This is a genomic window from Pelomonas margarita, assembly GCF_043555875.1.
GTDB classification, from domain to species: Bacteria; Pseudomonadota; Gammaproteobacteria; order Burkholderiales; family Burkholderiaceae_C; genus Pelomonas; species Pelomonas margarita.
The window spans coordinates 99,624-119,961 of the sequence record NZ_JBIGHW010000011.1 but is presented as its reverse complement, the minus strand read 5'-3'; the positions used below and the strand labels follow the sequence as shown (position 1 = coordinate 119,961).

At 68.8% G+C, this 20,338-nt stretch carries 17 protein-coding genes; 3 read left to right on the top strand and 14 right to left on the bottom strand.

Going from position 1 to position 20,338, the window contains the following annotated elements; translation table 11 throughout:
* The first annotated feature begins 198 nt into the window (after positions 1-198).
* Together dnaE and ACG0Z3_RS18285 are read left to right on the top strand one after the other, a co-directional pair.
* Positions 199-3,747 carry a DNA polymerase III subunit alpha gene (gene dnaE, locus ACG0Z3_RS18290; protein WP_394400087.1) on the top strand — a complete coding sequence of 1,183 codons (3,549 nt, stop codon included), beginning with the start codon at positions 199-201 and terminating at the stop codon, positions 3,745-3,747.
* Positions 3,748-3,774: 27 nt separating this feature from the next.
* Positions 3,775-5,064, top strand: coding sequence for a patatin-like phospholipase family protein (locus tag ACG0Z3_RS18285; protein ID WP_394400085.1), 1,290 nt, complete (start codon positions 3,775-3,777; stop codon positions 5,062-5,064).
* Here the strand turns inward: ACG0Z3_RS18285 and ACG0Z3_RS18280 are convergent.
* Entirely contained in the window at positions 5,038-5,325 is a 288-nt protein-coding gene (locus tag ACG0Z3_RS18280) for a ComEA family DNA-binding protein (protein ID WP_394400083.1), read from the bottom strand. The two genes, ACG0Z3_RS18285 and ACG0Z3_RS18280, sit on opposite strands and share 27 nt — an antisense overlap.
* Before the next feature lie 3 nt (positions 5,326-5,328).
* Positions 5,329-7,065: an ABC transporter transmembrane domain-containing protein gene (locus ACG0Z3_RS18275; protein WP_394400081.1), complete on the bottom strand. Its 1,737-nt coding sequence runs from the start codon at positions 7,063-7,065 to the stop codon at positions 5,329-5,331.
* Positions 7,066-7,102: 37 nt separating this feature from the next.
* On the opposite strand from ACG0Z3_RS18275, the gene ACG0Z3_RS18270 reads away from it, so the two are divergent.
* The gene (locus tag ACG0Z3_RS18270) at positions 7,103-8,107 is read left to right on the top strand and encodes a glycosyltransferase (protein WP_394400079.1); all 1,005 of its coding nucleotides are present in this window, start codon (positions 7,103-7,105) and stop codon (positions 8,105-8,107) included.
* On the opposite strand, the gene ACG0Z3_RS18265 is transcribed toward ACG0Z3_RS18270, so the two are convergent.
* From ACG0Z3_RS18265 to ACG0Z3_RS18210, 12 genes are all read right to left on the bottom strand, one after another.
* Positions 8,083-9,051 (bottom strand): glycosyltransferase family 2 protein, encoded by a 969-nt coding sequence (locus ACG0Z3_RS18265; protein WP_394400077.1) that lies wholly within the window; start codon positions 9,049-9,051, stop codon positions 8,083-8,085. The genes ACG0Z3_RS18270 and ACG0Z3_RS18265 overlap by 25 nt on opposite strands.
* Positions 9,048-10,001, bottom strand: coding sequence for a glycosyltransferase family 32 protein (locus ACG0Z3_RS18260; RefSeq protein ID WP_394400075.1), 954 nt, complete (start codon positions 9,999-10,001; stop codon positions 9,048-9,050). The genes ACG0Z3_RS18265 and ACG0Z3_RS18260 overlap by 4 nt, the downstream gene beginning before the upstream one ends.
* Before the next feature lie 7 nt (positions 10,002-10,008).
* The gene (locus ACG0Z3_RS18255) at positions 10,009-10,740 is read right to left on the bottom strand and encodes a glycosyltransferase (protein WP_394400073.1); all 732 of its coding nucleotides are present in this window, start codon (positions 10,738-10,740) and stop codon (positions 10,009-10,011) included.
* Positions 10,741-10,744: 4 nt separating this feature from the next.
* A complete protein-coding gene (gene lapB / locus ACG0Z3_RS18250; protein ID WP_394400071.1) occupies positions 10,745-11,887 on the bottom strand; it encodes a lipopolysaccharide assembly protein LapB in 1,143 nt (380 codons plus the stop codon).
* Positions 11,877-12,170, bottom strand: a complete 294-nt coding sequence (locus tag ACG0Z3_RS18245) for a lipopolysaccharide assembly protein LapA domain-containing protein (RefSeq protein ID WP_394400069.1) — start codon at positions 12,168-12,170, stop codon at positions 11,877-11,879. The genes lapB and ACG0Z3_RS18245 overlap by 11 nt, the downstream gene beginning before the upstream one ends.
* 16 nt (positions 12,171-12,186) lie before the next feature.
* Entirely contained in the window at positions 12,187-12,486 is a 300-nt protein-coding gene (locus ACG0Z3_RS18240) for an integration host factor subunit beta (RefSeq protein WP_394400067.1), read from the bottom strand.
* A gap of 107 nt (positions 12,487-12,593) precedes the next feature.
* Entirely contained in the window at positions 12,594-14,306 is a 1,713-nt protein-coding gene (rpsA, locus tag ACG0Z3_RS18235; RefSeq protein ID WP_394400065.1) for a 30S ribosomal protein S1, read from the bottom strand.
* Positions 14,307-14,491: 185 nt separating this feature from the next.
* A complete protein-coding gene (locus ACG0Z3_RS18230; protein ID WP_394400063.1) occupies positions 14,492-16,492 on the bottom strand; it encodes a bifunctional 3-phosphoshikimate 1-carboxyvinyltransferase/cytidylate kinase in 2,001 nt (666 codons plus the stop codon).
* Complete coding sequence (locus tag ACG0Z3_RS18225; protein ID WP_394400061.1) at positions 16,492-17,388, bottom strand: prephenate dehydrogenase; 897 nt, start codon at positions 17,386-17,388, stop codon at positions 16,492-16,494. Before ACG0Z3_RS18225 ends, ACG0Z3_RS18230 begins: the two co-directional genes overlap by 1 nt.
* An 83-nt stretch (positions 17,389-17,471) precedes the next feature.
* On the bottom strand, positions 17,472-18,647 hold the full coding sequence (gene pheA, locus ACG0Z3_RS18220) for a chorismate mutase (protein ID WP_394400059.1): 1,176 nt from the start codon (positions 18,645-18,647) through the stop codon (positions 17,472-17,474).
* Positions 18,640-19,731: a 3-phosphoserine/phosphohydroxythreonine transaminase gene (gene serC / locus ACG0Z3_RS18215; protein WP_394400057.1), complete on the bottom strand. Its 1,092-nt coding sequence runs from the start codon at positions 19,729-19,731 to the stop codon at positions 18,640-18,642. The genes pheA and serC overlap by 8 nt, the downstream gene beginning before the upstream one ends.
* Positions 19,732-19,744: 13 nt before the next feature.
* On the bottom strand, positions 19,745-20,335 hold the full coding sequence (locus ACG0Z3_RS18210; RefSeq protein ID WP_394400055.1) for a DUF2059 domain-containing protein: 591 nt from the start codon (positions 20,333-20,335) through the stop codon (positions 19,745-19,747).
* Positions 20,336-20,338 lie beyond the last annotated feature (3 nt).

Below are 20,338 nucleotides of genomic sequence, written 5' to 3'. Positions count from 1 at the left end.
TCGTTGTGGATGGCCGCCTCTGCGTGCGGGCCTGAAAGAATTAAATATGACTATTTGTGGCAATGCATGGGCAGTAACGCCGATTCAAGAAATGACATCGACAACAAGTCATACGTAATCCCGCTGCGCGGCGCTGGGAGTGCATCGCCAGGCCGGGCGCTCAGGCGCGGTGTCGAGGCGGCTTCCTACAATGCCGCGATGTCCGAGATTGCTTCCGCCGACCAGCCCTTCGTCCACCTGCGCATGCACACCGAGTACTCGGTCGTCGATGGCACCTTGAGGACCGATGACGCGGCTGCGGCTGCGGCCAAGGACGGGCAGGTGGCGGCGGCCATCACCGACCTGGCCAACCTGTTCGGCGGCATCAAGTTCTACTCGGCGGCGCGCAAGAAGGGCGTGCAGCCCATCCTCGGCGCCGACTGCTGGCTGGAGCCCGACGCCACCGACAAGCCGCCCACGCGGCTGCTGCTGCTGGTGCAGAACAAGCAGGGCTACCTGAACATCAGCGAGCTGCTGTCGCGCGCGTGGATTCAGAACGTTCAGCGCAACCAGGCCTGCGTGACCTGGGCCTGGCTGCAGGAGCTGGGCGAGGGGCTGATCTGCCTGAGCGGCGCGCAGCTGGGCGGCCTGGGCCAGGCGCTGCTGCAGGGCGACAAGGTGCGCGCCCGTGAGTGGGCGAACAAGCTCAGCGCCACCTTCCCCAACCGCTTCTACATCGAGCTGCAGCGCGCCGGCCTGCCCGGCCAGGAGGCGCTGGTGCAGGCCAGCGTGCCGCTAGCGGCCGAGCTGGGCCTGCCGGTGGTGGCGACCCATCCGATCCAGTTTCTGACCGAGGAGGACTTCGAGGCGCACGAGGCGCGCGTCTGCGTGGCCGAAGGCGAGACGCTGGCCAACCCCAAGCGCATCAAGCGCTTCCTGCCCAGCCAGCATTTCAAGACGCAGGCACAGATGCGCGAGCTGTTCAAGGACGTCCCCAGCGCGATCTGCAACACGGTCGAGATCGCGCGGCGTTGCTCGCTCACCCTCGTGCTGGGCAAGCCGCAGCTGCCCAACTTCCCGACGCCGTTGATGGAAAACGGCCAGCCCATGCCGATGGAGCAGTACTTCCGCGAGCTCAGCCACGCGGGGCTGAAGGACCGGCTCGTGCACCTGTTCCCCGTTGATGCCGAGCGCGAGAAGGAGCGGCCGCGCTACGTCGAGCGGCTGGAGTTCGAGCTGAACACCATCATCAAGATGGGCTTCCCGGGCTACTTCCTCATCGTGTCGGACTTCATCCGCTGGGCCAAGGAAAACGGCTGCCCGGTGGGCCCGGGCCGGGGCTCCGGTGCCGGCTCGCTGGTGGCCTATGCGCTGCTCATTACTGACCTGGACCCGCTCAAGTACAACCTGCTGTTCGAGCGTTTCCTGAACCCCGAGCGCGTCTCGATGCCCGACTTCGACATCGACTTCTGCCAGGGCAACCGCGACCGCGTCATCGACTACGTCAAGAACAAGTACGGCCTGCCGGCGGTCAGCCAGATCGCCACCTTCGGCACCATGGCCGCCAAAGGCGCGCTGCGCGATATCGGCCGCGTGCTGGGCATGGGCTTCGGCCATGTGGACAGCGTCGCCAAGCTGATCCCGGCGCCGCCCGGCAAGACGGTCACGCTGGCCAAGCTGCCGCCCAACTTCGACCCCGAGAAGGCCAAGATGGTCTACGCGCGCCACGAGTCGCCGGAGATCGAGGAGCGCGAGAAGTCCGACGAGGAAGTGGCCGGCCTGCTGGAGATGGCGGCGCGCGTGGAAGGCACCGTGCGCTCCATCGGCATGCACGCCGGCGGCGTGCTGATCGCGCCCGGCAAGATCACCGACTTCTGCCCGCAGTATCAGCAGCCCGGCTCGACAAGCGCGGTGAGCCAGTACGACAAGGACGACGTGGAGGCCATCGGCCTCGTGAAGTTCGACTTCTTGGGCCTGGCGACGCTGACCATCCTGGAGCTGGCCAAGGACTTCATCGTCCAACGCCACCCCGAGCGTGCCGGCTTCGACTGGGCCAACGTGCCGCTGAACGACCGCAAGACCTTCGACCTGTTCGGCAAGGGCCTGTCGGAGAGCATCTTCCAGTTTGAATCTCCGGGCATGCAGCGCCTCTTGAAGGACGCCAAGCCGTCGCGCTTCGAGGACCTGATCGCACTGGTGTCGCTGTACCGCCCGGGCCCGATGGACCTGATCCCGTCGTTCGTCGCTCGCAAGCATGGCAAGGAGACCATCGAGTACCCGCACCCGCTGCTGGAGCAGGTGCTGGCCGAGACCTACGGCGTCTTCGTCTACCAGGAGCAGGTGATGCAGTCCGCCCAGGTGCTGGGCGGCTACAGCCTGGGCGGCGCTGACATGCTGCGCCGCGCGATGGGCAAGAAGAAGGCCGACGAGATGGCCATGCACCGCGACCTGTTCCGCAAGGGCGCCGCAGCCAAGAGCATCGACGAAAAGAAGGCCGACGAGGTCTTCGACCTGATGGAGAAGTTCGCGGGCTACGGCTTCAACAAGTCGCACGCCGCCGCCTACGCGCTGCTGAGCTACCACACGGCCTGGCTGAAGCAGCACTACACGGCCGAGTTCTACGCGGCGAACATGACCATCGAAATGGACGATACCGACAAGCTCAAGGTGTTGCTCAATGACGCCAAGATCTTCGGCGTGGACTTTCAGCCGCCCTGCGTGAACAAGGGCATGTATCGCTTCGAGCCCTTGAGCAACCGCCTGGTGAACTATGGCCTGGGCGCCGTCAAGGGCACGGGCCGCGGCGCCATCGAGGCCATCATCGCGGCGCGCGAGGCCGGCGGGCCCTTCCTGAGCTTTTACGACTTCTGCCTGCGTGTGGATCGCAAGGCCGTCAACAAGCGCGTGGTCGAGGCCCTCATCAAGGCCGGCGCCTTCGATTCGATCAACCCCGAGCGCTCCAAGCTGCTGGCCAGCGTCGCGCGCGGCTACACGCACGCCGAGACCACCGAGGCCAATGCCGACCAGGGCGGCCTGTTCGACTTCGGCGACTCGCATGCGTCCAGCACCGCCGAGCCCGACCTCGTGCATGCCGAAACCTGGAGCATCAAGGAGCGGCTGTCGCTGGAGAAGACGGCCATCGGCTTCTACCTGTCCGGCCATCTGTTCGACCAGAGCGGCGCCGAGGTGCGGCGCATCGTCAAGCGCCAGATCGCGGATCTGCAGGACAGCCGCGAGCCCACGATGGTGGCTGGCATCGTCAGCGGCATGCGCGTCATCAACGGCCAGCGCGGTCGCGTCGGCATCTTCAAGATCGACGACAAGAGCGATGCCATCGAGGCCGTCGCCAACGAGGAGCTGCTGAACTCCGCCAAGGAGTTGCTGGCCGAGGACGAACTCATCATTGCCCAGGGCAAGGTGCAGAACGACCGCTTCTCCGGCGGCCTGCGCATGAATGTGCAGGCAGTGTGGAGCCTGACGGCGGCACGTGCGAAGTTCGGCCGCCACCTGCTGCTGAACAACGCGGGCGCGGCCGGCCTCATCCACGAGCTGGTGCAGCGCTTCCCGCCGCGCGAGGTCCAGACCGAGGAGGGCGACGTGCGCAAGCAGGGCCTGCCGGTGCGCGTCAGCATGCGCGCCGAGCCCGAGGGCGAGCGCGTCGGCGCACGCTGGCTGGTGGAGCTGGGTGAGTCCAGCCGCTTCTGGCCGGCGGACGAAGCACTCGCCAAATTGGGCACGGCAGCCGAGGTCATTTACGAGCTTGGCTGAGGCCCGGCATCGGCGATGATTTCGCCGATGCTGCAAGCCGTGTCCAACCTCGCTCCCGGGCCTACCCGATCGTCGCCGGTCACAGGACTGATCCTGACCGGCGGTGGTGCACGTGCGGCCTATCAGGTGGGGGTGCTGGCCGCCATCGCCCAGTTGCGCCGCGACGCCGGCATCGCACAGGGCAGCCCGTTCCCCATCATCAGCGGCACCTCGGCCGGGGCCATCAATGCCAGCACGTTGGCCTGCCATGCCGATGACTTCGACGGCGCGGTGGACGGCCTCATGCACCTGTGGCAGGGTCTGCACGTGGAGAGCATCTACCACGCGAACGCTTTCGAGGCCGTCAAGAGCGGGGCGCGCTGGGTGTCCATGCTCAGCCTGGGTTGGGCGATCGCGCGCTGGACGCGCAGCCGCCCGCGCAGCCTGCTGGACAACCAGCCGCTGCGCGAACTGCTGGCGCGCTACCTGGACATGGGCCGGCTGGACGCCATGCTCGAAGGCGGCCACCTGCGCGCGCTGGCGCTGACCGGCTCCAGCTACACCTCGGGCCAGCACGTCACCTTCTTCCAGACCCATCACCACGTCGTGCCCTGGCTGCGCGAGCAGCGCATGGCCGTGCAGACCCGGCTGACGCTGGCGCATCTGATGGCGTCGGCCGCCATTCCCTTCATCTTTCCGGCCGAGCCCCTGGACTTCGATGGTGTGCCGGAGTGGTTCGGCGATGGCTCGATGCGCCAGAGCGCGCCGATCTCGCCCGCAGTCCACCTGGGGGCGGACCGCGTTCTCGTCATTGGCGCCGGCCGCATGAAGGAGCCCGAAGGCCGGCGCACCGGCGCGACGCAGAGCCATCCCAGCATGGCGCATATCGCGGGGCATGCGCTGTCGAATATCTTCCTGGACGCGCTGGCGGTGGACGTGGAACGCCTGCGCCGCATCAACCGCACGCTGGCGCTGTTGCCACCCGAGGCGCGTGCGGCGACGCCGTTGCGGCCCATCGAGTTGCTGGTCATCGCGCCCAGCCGGCGGCTGGATGACCTGGCGGGCGAGCATCAGGCCAGCCTGCCCAAGTCCGTGCGCGCCATGCTGCGCGCCATCGGTGTCAGCGGCCAGGGCAAGACGACCAGCGGCGCGGCGCTGGTGAGCTATCTGCTGTTCGAGCCCAGCTTCATCAACGAGTTGATCAACCTGGGCATGAGCGACACGCTGAGCAAGCGCGCCGAGGTGCAGCGCTTCTTCGGCTGGCCGGCCCGCGCGCCCCAGGTGGACCCGATGCAACTGCGCAAGCGCCGTTCAGCCGGGTTTGCCGCCGGCGGCTGAGCAGGGCTGGCCGGCCACCCGCAGGCCGGCGGCGGACAGCCGCCGCGCCACGGCGGCCTTGACGCCGGGCACGCGCCGCATCAGGTCCGCCCAATCAGCGAACGGTCGCTCGGCCAGCAGCCGCTGCACGAGGGCCGGGCCCAGGCCTGGCATCGCTTCGAGCCGGGCGCGCGTCGCGGTGTTGACCTCCACCTCGGCGGGCGGCAGCGCCGATGCCGGTGCCGCGATGCACAGCAGCGGCAGCAGCGCGCGGCGGCGCATGGGTCAGGCCTCGCCGGCCTGCGCCCGCACCATGGCCGCGTAGGCGCCGTCGCGGGCGATCAGCTCGGCATGCGTGCCGGTCTCCACCAGCTTGCCGGCGCCCATCACATGGATGGCGTCGGCATCGCGGATGGTGGACAGCCGGTGCGCGATGACGATCAGCGTCTTGCGCCCGGCCCACAGGCTGAGGGCCTGCTGCACGGCGCGTTCGCTCTCGGTGTCCAGCGCCGAGGTGGCCTCGTCGAAGATCCAGATCGGCGCGTCCTTGTACAGCGCCCGCGCGATGGCCAGGCGTTGGCGCTGGCCGCCGGAGAGCTTGCTGCCATTGGCGCCCACGGGCGTCTCGACGCCCTCGGGCAGCGTCTGCACGAAGTCCCACAGGTGGGCGGCGCGCAGCACCTGCTCCAGCCGGGCCTCGTCGCGCGGCTGGGCGTAGGCGATGTTGGCGGCGACGGAGTCGTCGAACAGCACGATGTCCTGCGAGACCACCGCGAACTGGCGGCGCAGCGCGGCGCGGCTGAGCGCGGCGACGTCGGCACCGTCCAGGCGGATGTGCCCGCCATCAGGGTGGCCGAAGCCGAGCAGCAGGTGAATGATGGAGCTCTTGCCGGCGCCCGAAGCACCCACCAGCGCGGTGGTCTTGCCGGCGCCGAAGGCCAGCGTCAGGCCGTCCAGCGCCGGCTGCGCGGCGCCCGGGTAGGTCAGGCGCACCGCGTCCATCGAGATGTCGCCGCGTGCCGGGCCGGGCAGTTCCTGCGTGCCGGTGTCGGCTTCCTTGGGCGCGTCCATCAACGCCAGGCAGCCCTGGGCAACGACGCTGGCACGCGTCAGCGGCGCGGCCAGGTCGGACAGGTGGCGCAGCTTGGAGATCAGCAACAGCAGCGCCGCGATGAACTCGGCGAACTGCTGCACGCCCGTGCCCTGCGCCCGCGCCTGCCACAGCGCCGCGCAGATGATGAAGGACAGGCCCACGCTGGCCACCAGCTGCGACATGGGCTGGGCCATGGCGGCGGCCGCCGCAGCCTTGAGGTTGTAGCGGCGCACCTCCTGCGCGGCGTCGACGAAGCGCTGGCGCTCGAAAGCCGCCGCGCCGAACTGGCGCACCACACGCCACGCGCGGGTGATGTCGTCCACCTTGTTGACCAGCACCAGCTGCGAGTCGTAGGAGCGCGAGGACATCAGCCGGATGCGCCGGTTGACCTTCTTCATCACCAGCGCCAGCAGCGGCGCCACCACCAGCGCCAGCAAGGTGAGCTGCCAGTTCAGGTGGAACAGGTAGCCCACCAGGCCGATGGCCGGCAGGCCGTCGCGCAGCAGCGCCATGCCGACATCACCAGTGATCTGCAGGATCTGCTGCGGGTCATTGACGACCTTGGTGACCGCCGTGCCGGGCTGCATGCGGGTGTAGACCTGGGCGTCCAGTTTCAGCAGGGCCTCCACGAGCGCGGTGCGGAAGTCCAGCACGCTGCGCGCGATGGTCCAGTGAAAGAGGTACTGGCCGGCGAAGTTGCACAGCCCGCGCACGACGTACAGGCCCACCAGCACCACCGGCACCATCCACAGCGGGAAGGCATCCTTGGCAAAGCCCTCGCCGAACGCATAGCCGATGAGCTTGGGCAGCATCAGCTCGGTGCCGGCCACGCCCAGGTAGGCCACGATGGTCAGCACCGCACCCCAGCGGTAGGGGTAGACGTAGCGGCCCAGGCGGCGGCTGACGGGGACGGAGGAGTCTTGGGACATGGGGCGCGATTGTCGTCCGTGTTTCAATCACGCCCCGATGCGCATCGCCCACCTTCTCTTCACCAAACGCTTCGCCGGCAGCGAGCGCTACGCCATCGAATTGGCGAACGCGCAGAGCGCGTCGCACGAGGTCTGCTTTCTGCTGGCGGAGGCTGCGGCCGAGGACCGGCCCGATGCCTGGGCGCACCGGCTGGATGCGCGCGTGCAGCAGCACCGGCTGGCCTGGCCGCAGCTGTTCACCGGCCACCGCGTGGCACGCTGGCTGCGGCACTGGCGGCCCGATGCCTGCCATGCCCACCTGAGCCATGCGTGCAAGGCGCTGGCGCGGGTAAGCGTGCCGCCGGTGCGCGTGGCGACGCTTCACATCGCCTACAAGCCGCATCAGCATCAGCACCTGGACGGGCTGATCGCGATCACGCCGCAGCAGCTGGGCCAGATCCCGGCTGGCTTCGGCGGCCGCGTCGCGCAGATCAATAACTGGAGCCAGCCCAGGCCGGCCGACCCCGGCGCCCGCGAGCGGCTGCGCGCGGCCTGGGGCGTGGGTCCGGACGACTGGCTGGTGGGCACGCTGGGCCGCAGCGAGCACAGCAAGGGCTGGGACCTGCTGGTGCAGGCCTTCGAGCGCGGGGCCTTGCCCGGCGCCCGCCTCGTGCTCGTGGGGCAGGGGCCGGACTGGCGGGCGGTGCGGTCGGCGGCAGGGGCGGGCGTCGTCATGCCGGGCTTCACGAACGAGCCGGCCAATTGCCTGGCTGCGTTCGACCTGTTCGTCAGCGCCGCGCGCAGCGAGCCGTTCGGGCTGGTCTTCCTGGAGGCCATGCACGCCGGCCTGCCCATCCTGGCCACGGCCACCGAGGGCGCGCTGCATCTGCAGGCCAGCTTCGAACCTTTGCTGCCCTGCGGTGATGCGGCTGCGCTGGCGGCGGCGCTGGCCCGCCTGCATGCGCTGCGGCCGGCGCGGCGTGCGCACCCGGTCGAGCCCTATGCCTTGCCGGCCCGTGTGGCGGAGATCGAGGCGTTCTACCGCGCCTGCGGCGCGCGCTGAGCCCACCACTGCAGGCCGCGCAGCCAGCGGCCACGGCGCACATAGGCCGCCAGCAGCTGGTCGCGGCTCAGGGGCGAACTGCGCTCGAAGCGTTGCGCATCGGCCGCCAGTCCGTCCAGCGCCGGCCCGCCCAGCTGCAGCCGGCGCCGCCGGGCGCGCATCAGCGTGCGGGCGCAGAAGTGCGCAATCTCGAAGCGGGTGTCCTCATCCAGCGGCGGCAGCTCGGCGGCGAGGCCGTCCAGCGCGGCCGTCCAGTCGTCCAGCCGCTGCGTGCACAGGGCCGACATCAGGCTGCCGCCGCGCTGGCGGTAGGCCATCCAGACTTCGGGGATGTGGAGGTGGCGCGGCGTGTGCAGGGCCAGGCGCGGGTACAGCGCGAGGTCCTCGTAAATGCGGCCGACGGGGAAGCGCAGCGACGTCGGCCAGCAGGCCCGGCGCACGACCTTGCTCCAGGGATGGAACTGGCCGTTGGCGAACAGGCCGCGCAGCCGCAGGTTCACGTCGTCCATGACGACGTGGCCCGGGCCGGCGAAGCTGCTGAGGTGGCGGTGGCGCGGCTTGATGGAATGGGTGCACGGGCCGTCGTCGAAGAGGCGGAAGTCCAGCGTCAGCAGGTCGGGCTGGTGCTGGGCGAGCAAGGCCTTCAGGCGCGGGATGACGCCGGGCTCGACGAGGTCGTCGGGGTCGATGAACCAGAGGTAGTCGCCCCGGGCCTCGTCCAGCAGCCGGTTGCGCGCCGCACTGACGCCGCCATTGGCGGGCAAACGGATGACGCGGGCCTGCGGCAGCAACTGCTGCACCAGCGCGGCGGAGTCGTCGGGCGACGCATCGTCCACGCAGATGATCTCCACGCCGTCGTCCAGCTGCGGCCGCAGCGACTCGATGCAGGCTGGCAGCCAGGCCTGCACGCGGTACAGCGGCAGCAGCAGGCTGAGCCAGCTCATGACGTGCGCCGTCGCAGCAGGCTGTCCAGCGCGCTGCCGGGCAGCACGCGGCCGCGCAGCCAGTGCTTCTCGACGAGGCGACGGTCGTTGCCGCGCAGCTTCAGCAGCGCCGGCAGGCGGCGTGGGCAGGGCGTCAGCGCGATGCGGACGTAGAGATGCGTCTTGCGCCAGCCCACCTGGCTGAGCCAGGCGAGGGGTCCGTCTTCGGCCCGCATGAGCACGAGTCGGTAGGCGTCGGCGTGGCGGTCCAGCAGGTCGGCCGCGACGACGTGCATCAGCAGGTAGCGCTGCGAATCCGTGTCCAGCCCTTGCAGCACGCATGCGGCGCGGCCTTGTGTGGCCAGGCGCGAAAGCACGGCCTCGGCACCCTCGTCCAGCGCCTGGTCGAAGGCGTCTGCCAACGCTTGCGTGAAAGGGCACCCGGGCGCGGCGGCCATCAGCCAGTTCTCAACGATGGGCTTTTCGGGGCGAGTCGTGAACCGGTCGATGTAGAAGCCCACATAGCTCGCCGCGCGCCGCTCGCGCTGCTGATGCAGCCAGTCCAGGTCGCGGGCCAGCAGGATGGAGGCGTCCATCCACACGCCGCCGTGGCGGGCCAGCAGCTGGATGCGCAGCCAGTCGGCCTGGCGGTAGGCGGGCAGGGTGTCGAAGTCGGCGCGCAGCGCGGGCAGCCAGTTCAGCGCGCCGTCGCGGTCGAGCAGGCGGATCTCGTGGTCGGGTGCACAGCGCTGCCAGTTCTCCAGGCAGGCCTGGATGAAGTCCGGCGGCGGCGAGGCGTGCCAGTAGGTCCAGATCACCTGGGGGATGGGGGTGTCGCACCGGGCGGCGCCGACAGTGGTCTCGTGCGTGCGCTCGGGCACGCGGGCGCGCAGCACGGTCCAGACTTCTCGCAGGAACAGCAGCGTGCCGAGGATCAGCAGGCCCTTGAGGATCAGGACGACGAGGGTCATGCGCCGCTCATTCGCGCCAGTGGTCCGCGATCCAGCTCGCCGGGCGCGCATGCCGCCAGTTGCCGTTGCTGCGGCCGGCCAGCGCGTCGGGCGGGTTCATGACACCGTGGAAGATCAGGATGCGGGCGCCGTCGGGGATGAACGGGTCACGCCAGTAGCTCGTCGGCCAGGCCGGGAGGCAGTGGTACTTGTAGCTGGCACACCAGGCGTCATCCCAGTATTTCAACTTGCCCTGGCGGTGCAGCACGGCCGACAGGAAGGCCTGCTCGTTGCGGAACTCGGCCTTGGCCTTGGCCTGGTCGGCGACGAATTCGGTCAGCACGTCCTGGTGCGCGCCGAGCTCCCAGCGGTAGACCGAGGAGTTGCCCGTGATGCGCCAGGGGCGCTTCCAGTCGTGGATGACGAGGAACTCGCCCGGCAGCTCGAAGAACGGCGTGATGTCATCGACGATGACGACGTCCAGGTCCAGGAACAGTGCCGTGCCGCGCAGACCGTAGTCGTTGACTAGCACGGGGCTGAAGGTGGTCAGCTTCTTCCAGCCGCGCTCGGGCTCGCCATTGGGCAGCGTGAGCTCGGGGATGGGGAAGCAGCTCACCTCGGGGCGGATGCCGTCGGTGCGGTCGGTCAGGCAGACGAACCTGAAGTCGCCGCGCAGGTGCCGGAGCACCATCGCGTAGAGCCGGTTGACGTACTCGGGGCCGTACTTGGTGCCCCATTTCATGCAGACGATATGGCGCATCGAGTTACAGCTCTTCCACGTGCCGGGGAGGATAGGAATCCCAGTTCAGGCAACCTGGGCACTGCCAGAAATAGTGGGCGGCTTCGAAGCCGCAGGCCGCGCAGCGGTAGCGCAGCAAGGGCTTCGTCGCCTTCTCCAGCGTCTGCACCAGCGGGCCGGCCTCATCGGCAGGCAGCGCGGCGGCATTGAGCTTGAGCAGATCCGTCGCGGCCGACAGCGCGGGCTGCTCGCGCAGGTGGGCTGCCAGGCGCTCGCGCTGCGGCCCGGGTTGCAGTGTGGCCAGTGCGCGCAGCAGGTGCATGCTGGGCGCGCGCTGGTATTGCTCGGTGAGCATCGCGATGGCGCGCTCGGGTTGGCCCAGGGCCTTGGCCGCAGCCGCGCAGTCGGCGGCGACGAGGTTGAAGGCCGGCGGGTTCGCGGCCAGCAGCGTCGTGAAGGCCGCCATCGCGGTCTCGGGATGGCCGGCCTTCAAGGCTATCTGGCCTTGCAGGACGTAGGCGCGGGCGGCCTCGGGCGCGCGGCGCTGGGCCTGGTCGAGTAACTCGGGTGCAAGGTCGGCATGGCCTTGCGACTGGGCAACGAGCGCCTGCTCGCACAGGTAGTGCGCAATGCGGCCAGAGAACGAGCCCGTGCCGGCAGCTTCCAGCTCGGCGGCCACCTCGGCCGCTTTGGCCCAGTCGCGCGAGCGCTCGTACAGCGACAGCAGCGCCAGGCGCGCCTCGCGCTCGAACGCAGTGCCGCGCAGCTCGGCATAGGCCGCCTCGGCGCGGTCGAACAGGCCGGCCTTGAAGAAGTCCTGCGCCAGCTCGTGCTGGGCGCGGTCGCGGTCGGCCTTGGCGATGTCGCCGCGCCGGATGAGGTGCTCATGCACGCGCACGGCACGCTCGGTCTCGCCGCGACGGCGGAACAGGCTGCCCAGCGCGAAGTGCAGCTCCGACGTGTCGGGGTCGTTCTGGACGGCTTCGATGAAGGCGTCGATGGCCTTGTCCTGCTGCTCGTTCAGCAGCAGATTGAGCCCCTTGAAATAGGCCTTGGGCGATTCACGCTGCTCCAGCTTCCACTGCTTGGAGTCCAGCTTGGAAGCCAGCCAGCCGAGGACGAAGACGACGGGCAGGACGAACAGCAGCCAGCGTGGATCAAACTCCATCTTGGTGGGCGGCGTAGGGAACGGCAGGCGCCTCGGGCGCGGGAGTGGGGGCGGAGGTTTCGGCGCGCTGCGCTGCGCGGCGGTGGCGCCACCAGGTCGGCACCATCGCCAGCACGCCGAACGCGGCGCCGGCCGCGAAGGCCACGAGCACGATGATCACCTGCGGGGCACGCCATTCGTGGCCGAAGAACCAGCGCACGACGGCGTCGTGGCCGTTGTTCAGCGCAAAGGCGAACAGCGTGAAGAAGACGAGGGCTCGCAGGAGCCAGACGAGGGTGCGCATGGCCCCGGATTCTGGCTCAGGCGTCGGTCACCGGCAGGTGCTGGTCGACCGCTTCGCGCAGCGCCTTGCCGGGCTTGAAGTGCGGCGCCAGCTTCTCGGGGATCATGACCTGTTCGCCGCTGCGCGGGTTGCGGCCCAAGCGGGGCGGGCGGCGGCTGATGGAGAAGCTGCCGAAGCCGCGGATCTCGATGCGGTGCCCCCTGGCCAGTGCGTCGCTCATGGCGTCCAGGATCGTCTTGACCGCGAATTCGGTGTCCCGCTGGGTCAGTTGGCCAAATCGTTCGGCGAGCACGGCGACGAGGTCAGAGCGGGTCATGGCAGGAATTTGCAGGGATCAGAATTGAAACAGGCTCGCTGGCGAGGCCGGCGAGCCTGTGGGGAGCATACCCGGCCTGCATGCAGGCCGGGTGGTCGACCGAGAGCTTAGTTGCCCTGGTTGTCCAGCTTGGCGCGCAGCAGGGCGCCCAGGCTGGTCGTGCCGGCGTTTTCACGCTCGTTCGTCTGGCTGATGCGCTGCATGGCTTCCTGCTGGTCGGCGTTGTCCTTGGCCTTGATCGACAGCTGGATGTTGCGGGTCTTGCGGTCGATGTTGACGATGACGGCGGTGACTTCGTCACCTTCCTTCAGCACGTTGCGGGCGTCTTCCACGCGGTCGCGGGAGATTTCCGAAGCGCGCAGATAGGCCATCACGCCGTCAGCCAGTTCGACTTCAGCGCCGCGCGGGTCCACGGTCTTGACCTTGCCGGTCACCGAAGCGCCACGGTCGTTGATCGTGGTGAAGGCGGTGAACGGGTCGCTGTCCAGCTGCTTGATGCCCAGCGAGATGCGCTCGCGCTCGACGTCCACGGCCAGCACGACGGCTTCGACTTCCTGGCCCTTCTTGAAGTTGCGCACAGCGGTCTCGCCGGCTTCGTCCCAAGACAGGTCGGACAGGTGCACCAGACCGTCGATGCCCTGGGCCAGGCCCACGAACACGCCGAAGTCGGTGATGGACTTGACCGGGCCCTTGACCTTGTCGCCGCGCTTGACGTTCTCGGCGAACTCTTCCCACGGGTTGGCCTTGCACTGCTTCATGCCCAGGCTGATGCGGCGCTTGTCCTCGTCGATCTCCAGGACCATGACTTCGACTTCGTCGCCCAGCGTGACCAGCTTGCTGGGGGCGATGTTCTTGTTGGTCCAGTCCATTTCGGAGACGTGCACCAGGCCTTCGATGCCCGGCTCGATCTCGACGAACGCGCCGTAGTCGGCGATGTTCGTGACCTTGCCGAACAGGCGGGTGCTGGTCGGGTAGCGGCGGGCCACACCGAACCACGGGTCGTCGCCCAGCTGCTTGATGCCCAGCGAGACGCGGTTCTTCTCGGCGTCGAACTTCAGGACCTTGGCCGTCAGTTCCTGGCCGACCGTCACCACTTCGCTCGGGTGACGGACACGGCGCCATGCCATGTCGGTGATGTGCAGCAGGCCGTCGATGCCGCCCAGGTCGACGAACGCACCGTATTCGGTGATGTTCTTGACCACGCCGTTGACGATGGCGCCTTCGGACAGCGTCTCGAGCAGCTTGGCGCGCTCTTCACCCATGGAGGCTTCGACCACGGCACGACGCGACAGCACAACGTTGTTGCGCTTGCGGTCGAGCTTGATGACCTTGAATTCCATGGTCTTGCCCTCGAACGGGCTCATGTCCTTCACCGGGCGCGTGTCCAGCAGCGAGCCGGGCAGGAAGGCGCGGATGCCGTTGACCAGAACGGTCAGACCGCCCTTGACCTTGCCGGAGACGGTGCCGGTCACGAAGTCGCCGGACTCCAGGGCCGTTTCCAGGCTCAGCCACGAGGCCAGGCGCTTGGCCTTGTCGCGCGACAGGATGGTGTCGCCGTAGCCGTTTTCGATGGCGTCGATGGCGACGGAGACGAAGTCGCCGACCTGGACTTCCAGTTCGCCCTGGTCGTTCTTGAACTCGTCGATGGGCACATACGCTTCGGACTTGAGGCCGGCGTTGACGACGACGAAGTTGTGTTCGACACGAACGACTTCGGCCGAGATCACTTCACCGGCGCGCATGTCGGAGCGCTGCAGCGACTCCTCGAACATCGCGGCAAAGGATTCCATGCCGAAAGAGGCGGTTTGGGTTTGGGACATGTTGGTTGATCCTGATGCGCCGTGGAACGGCGCGCGTTGCAGGCGAGCCTGCGGGGTTAGGTTGTTGACATCACCGGCCGAGCAACTTGCGTTGCTCGTCACAAGCCAGGCGACTTGCGTCGCTCATGGCAACCGGGCGGGCGCCCGATGCTGGCCGGCGGGCCGTGGCCCCTCTGCGGTTCAGTTCAGAAGGGCCTGCGCTGCTGCCACCAAGCCAACATCTGGTCCACCGAGGCTTCGATGGTCAGCGCCGAGTTGTCGAGCAGTTGCGCGTCTTGCGCTGGCTCCAGAGGCGAGGTCGAGCGGTTCTTGTCCCTCTCGTCTCGCGCCTCCAAATCTTCACGCAAGCCTTCGATACTAGCCGAAATACCCTTGGAAATCAATTGCTTATGCCGACGCTCTGCGCGCGTGGCAGCGCTGGCGGTGAGGAAGACCTTCAGCGCGGCGTCCGGGAAGATGGCCGTGCCCATGTCGCGGCCGTCGGCGACGAGGCCGGGCAGGCGGCGGAAGTCCAGCTGCAGCTGGTGCAGCGCGCGGCGCACCTGCGGGTGCACGGCCACCTGCGACGCCAGCAGCCCTGTGGCCTCGGCACGCAGCCGGGCGCTGACGTCTTCCTGGCCCAGGAAGACGTGGCCGTCGGCGAAGCGCAGCTGCAGCGTCGGCACGATGGCGGCCACGGCGTCGCCGTCGTCCAGGTCCAGGCCGGCGCGGCGGGCGGCCAGGCCGGTCACGCGGTACAGCGCGCCGGAGTCCAGCACGTTGAAGCCCAGCAGCTTGCCCACCTCGTCGGCCAGCGTGCCCTTGCCGGACGCCGTCGGGCCGTCGATGGTGATGACCGGCACGTCGGCGGCGTCGACGCTGACGACGCCGAACAGCGTCTCGAAATAGTCCGGGAAGGTCTTGGCGACGCAGTGCGGCTCCAGGATGCGGACCGGCTTGGCGGCGGCAGTGACCAGGCCGTTGAAGGCCGCCAGCGAGAAGCACATCGCGACGCGGTGGTCGTCGTAGGTGTGGATGGCCGCGGCCTGCCAGTCCTTCAGCGGCTGCACGCGGATCCAGTCCGGGCCTTCGTCGACCGTCGCGCCCAGCTTGCGCAGCTCGGTGGCCATCGCGGCGATGCGGTCGGTTTCCTTGACGCGCCAGCTGGCGATGTTGGTCAGCGTCGTCGGGCCGTCGGCGTACAGCGCCATGACGGTCAGCGTCATCGCCGCGTCGGGGATGTGGTTGCAGTCCAGCGTCAGGCCCTTGAGCGGCCAGGCGCCGCGCTTGACCTCCAGCCAGTTCGGGCCGGCCTTGACCTCGGCGCCCATCGCGGCGGCGGCCTCGATGAAGCGCACGTCGCCCTGCAGCGATTCGCTGCCGACGCCTTCGATGCGGATCGGCGTGTCGGTGGCGGCAATGGCGCCCAAGCCGACGAAGTACGACGCCGACGACGCGTCGCCTTCAACGAACACCTCGCCCGGCGACACGTATCGGCTGCCGGCCGGGATGACGAATGCCTCCCAGCCTTCACGCTGCACGGCGATGCCGAAGCGCGCCAGGAGCGCCAGCGTGATCTCGATGTAGGGCTTGGAGATCAACTCACCGATGACTTCGATGCGGATGCTGCGCTCGGCCACGAGCGGCAGCGCTAGCAGCAAAGCCGTCAGGAACTGGCTGGACACATCGCCGCGCACGCGCACGGGCGTGTCCAGCGCCAGCTTGGATGGGCCGCGCAGGCGCAGCGGCGGGTAGCCGGCGTTGCCGAGGTCGTCGATCTCGCAGCCCAGGCCGCGCAGCGCGTCGACGAGGTCGCCGATGGGGCGCTCGTGCATGCGCGGCACGCCCGACACCTCGAAGCTGCCGCCCTGCGTGGCGGCCAGCAGCGCCAGCGCGGCCGTCAGCGGGCGCATTGCCGTACCGGCATTGCCGAGGAACAGCTTGGCCTCCTTGGCGCGCAGTTGGCCGCCCAGGCCGTCGATGACGACCGCGTCGCCCTCGCGCCAGACGCCACAGCCCAGTGTGCGCAGCGACTCCAGCATGACGGCCGTGTCGTCCGACGCCAGCAGGTCGCGCACGAAGGTCTTGCCCTCGCTGAGCGCCGCCAGCAGCAGCACGCGGTTGGAAATGCTCTTGGAGCCGGGCAGGCGCACCGTGCCCGCGGCACCGCGCAGCGGCGGCAGGTCGAGGAAGGGGATCTTGAACATCACTTAGCCGGAGGGCGGCCGGGAGGGACAGCGGAAGAAGACAGGTTCCAGGCCGAGCGGCCTTCGGCGATCGGGCGCAGCGCGGCTTCGAGCGCGGCGGCGTCGCCGGCTTCGATGAGGGCTTCGAGCTGGTCCAGCATCGTGCGGAAGCGCTTGGACTGCGCCAGCACCTCGTGCTTGTTGGCCAGCAGGATGTCGCGCCAGACACCGGGCTCACCGGCGGCGATGCGCGTGAAGTCGCGGAAGCCCGGGCCGGCGAGGCTCAGGTAGTCGCGCGCGGCGGGCTGCTCGGCGATGGCCTGGAAATAGGCGAAGGCCAGCAGATGCGGCAAATGGCTGACGGCGGCAAACGCGGCGTCGTGGTTGTGCGGCCGCATCTTCAGCACCGTCGTGCCCAGCGCCGACCACACGTCGGTGGCCAGTTGCACCAGCTGCGGGTTCGTGAACGGCTGCGGCGTCAGGATGACCTGGCGGCCTTCGTACAGCGTCGCCTCGGCATGCTGCACGCCGCCCGATTCCTTGCCGGCGATGGGGTGGCAGGGCACGAAGCTGGCAGCGCGCTCGCCCAGCGCGCGGCGCGCGGCTTCGATGACGTCGCACTTTGTCGAGCCCACGTCCATGAACAGCACCCCGGGGTTCACGAGGTGGCGGATGGCCTTCAGCGTGGCTTCGGTGGCCGACACCGGCACGGCGATCAACACGATGTCCGAGCCCGACACGGCAAGCAGCGCCGACTCGGCGGCGACGTCGATGATGCCCAGCTTCTTGGCCTGCTTGGTGGTGGACGGCGACTTGCTGTAGCCGACGACGCGCTTGACCAGGCCGGCCTTCTTCATCGCCAGCGCAAAGCTGCCGCCCATCAGGCCACATCCGATGACGCCGAGCTGCTGGAACATCAGCGCGCGCCCGGCCGCCCGAAGAGCGCTGAGCGCCCCCTCGGGGGGCAGGGAACGAAGTGACCGTGGTGGCTCATGATTCCTCAGTTTTTCACCGGGTAGGCACCCAGCATCTTGAAGAACGCGCAGTTCTCGCGCAGCTCCGCCAGCGCCGCCGCGACGTTGGGCTGGCTGGGGTGGCCGTCGAGGTCGATGTAGAAGTAGTAGTCCCACTGACCCGTGCGGGCCGGGCGGGATTCGAGGCGCGTCATGGACACGCCGTGGGTCTTCAGCGGCACCAGCAGGTCATGCATCGCGCCCGGGCGGTTGGGCACGGAGACGACGAGGCTGGTGCAGTCACGCCCAGTGGCGGGCGGCGTGGCCATCGTCTGCGGCAGGCAGATGACGGCGAAGCGCGTGCGGTTGTAGGCCTCGTCCTGGATGGCGTGCGCGGTGATGTGCAGGCCGAACAGCGTCGATGCGCGCTCGCTGCCCAGCGCGGCCCAGGCCGGGTTGGTGGCGGCCAGGCGTGAGCCCTCGGCGTTGCTGGACACCGCACGGCGCTCGACGTCGGGCAGGTGCTTGTTCAGCCAGTTCTGGCACTGCGCCAGCGCCTGCGGATGCGCCAGAACGGCCTCGATGCCGTGCAGACCGTGGCCCCCAGGCGCCGGAGTACCGGCGCTGCCCCCCGAGAGGGGCGGGCCCGCTTGGGAGCGGCCCGGCGCTGGCCCCGGCTCCTTGCGCATCAGGTTGTGCCGGATCAGCAGGCTGACTTCGCCGACGACGTGGCAGGGCGTGTGCAGGAACAGGTCCAGCGAGCGCGTGACGACGCCCTCGGTCATGTTCTCGACGCCGACGACGCCGAACTGCGCGCTGCCCGACGCCGTCGCGTGGAAGACCTCGTCGAAGTTGGCGCAGTACGTCATGTCGGCAGCGCCGCCGAAGTACTCGATGGCGGCCTGCTCGCAGAAGGTGCCGACCGGGCCCAGCACGGCGACGCGCTGCGGCGACTCCAGCGCCAGGCAGGCGGACATGATCTCGCGCCAGATGGCCGCCACATGCTCGCCCTTCAGCGGGCCGGGGTTGGCGGCGCGGATCTTCTCGATGACCTGCGCGACACGGTCGGGGCGGAAGAACGGCGTGCCTTCGGCGCGCTTGATCTCGCCCACCTGCTCGGCGACGTGGGCGCGCTGGTTCAGCAGCGCCAGCAGTTGCTTGTCGAGGCCGTCGATCTGGTCGCGCAGCGCCAGCAGCGCCTGGGAGGCGACGGGTTCAACCATGGCGGGCCTCGAAAGCTTTCAGGAAGCCGACCAGCGCCTGCACGCCTTCCAGCGGCATCGCGTTGTAGATGGAGGCGCGCATGCCACCCACCGACTTGTGGCCCTTGAGTTGCAGCAGGCCGGCAGCCTTGGCTTCGGCCAGGAAGACGTCGTTGAGCTTCTCATCCTTCAAGAAGAAGGGCACGTTCATGCGTGAGCGGCAGCTGGCGTCGACGCGGTTCTCGTAGAAGCCGGATGCATCCAGCGCGCCGTAGAGCAGGGCGGCCTTGTCGATGTTGCGCTGCTCGATGGCGGCCAGGCCTTGCTTGCCGGCGTAGTCCAGCCCCTTGATCCACTGGAACACGAGGCCGGCGACGTAGATCGCGAAGGTCGGCGGCGTGTTGAACATGGACTGGTTGGCCGCCACGGTCTCGTAGTTGAAGGCCGACGGGCAGATGTCCAGCGCGCGGCCCAGCAGGTCATCGCGCACGAACACCAGCGTCAGGCCGGCTGGCCCGATGTTCTTCTGCGCACCGCCGAAGGCCAAGCCGACACGGCTCCAGTCGATGGGGCGCGACAGAACGTGGGACGACACGTCCGCCACCAGCGGCGCGCCGTGGGTCAGTTGCGGCAGCTCATGGAACTCGACGCCGTCGATGGTCTCGTTGGTGCAGACGTGCACATAGGCCGCGTCGTCGCGCAACGCCCAGTCGGTCGGGATCTTGTGACCCTTGCCGATGTCGGCGGCGATCTGCACGTCGGCGTAGCGGCGCGCCTCGGCCGCGCTCTTGCGCGACCAGGAGCCGGTGACGACGACGTCCACCTTGCTGCCGCGGCTCAGGTTCAGCGGCACGATGGCGTTTTCGCCCAGCCCGCCGCCCTGCATGAACAGCACGCGGAAGTTGGCCGGCACCGCGAGCAGTTCGCGCAGGTCGCGCTCAGCGGCTTCCAGGATGCTGCCGAACTCCTTGCCGCGGTGGCTCATCTCCATGACGCTCATGCCGCTGCCGTGCCAGTCCAGCATCTCTGCCGCCACCTGGTGCAGCACCGGTTCAGGCAAGACCGCGGGGCCGGCGGAGAAATTGAACGGGCGGGCTGAGGTCATCGATCAGGAGGGTTTACTGCTTCTTCGGGGCGGTGGCGGCAGGCGCAGCAGGCTTTGCGGGCGCGGCCTGCGACTGCAGCCCCAGTTGCTTGGCCAGGTTGGCCTGCAGCGTCTTGAGGCGGCCTTCCAGCGTGGGGCCGGCTTCGGTCATCACTTTCTGCGCGACAGCCTTCTGCAGCTCCATGCTGGCCATGCCGAACTTCTGGCTGACCGGCGATTCTGCCCAGGCCAGGATCTGCTTCAGTTCGTCCTCGTTGAAGCGTTCGTCCAGCAGCGCCGAAGCCGTGTTTGGCACGGCCTTGGAGATCTTGTCCTTCAGGTAGGGCACGTTCTCCTCGACAAACTTCTTCAGCTCCGTGTCCATGGCCTTGGCCGTGGCTTCGCGCTTTTCCGCCGGCACCTGCTGCAGCGCGGCGCGGCCAGCCTGCATCAACTGGGGCAGCGGCCCCTGCACGAGGCTGGCCGCCAGGCCATCAGCCAAGCCTTGCTGCTGCAGCGCGACGATCTTGTCGATGAGCGCCTTCTTGGACGCGGGGGGTTGAGCCAGCACTGAGCTGGCGGCCAGGGCGAGTGCCAGGGCCAGGCCCAGCTTGCGAGAAGTCATGTC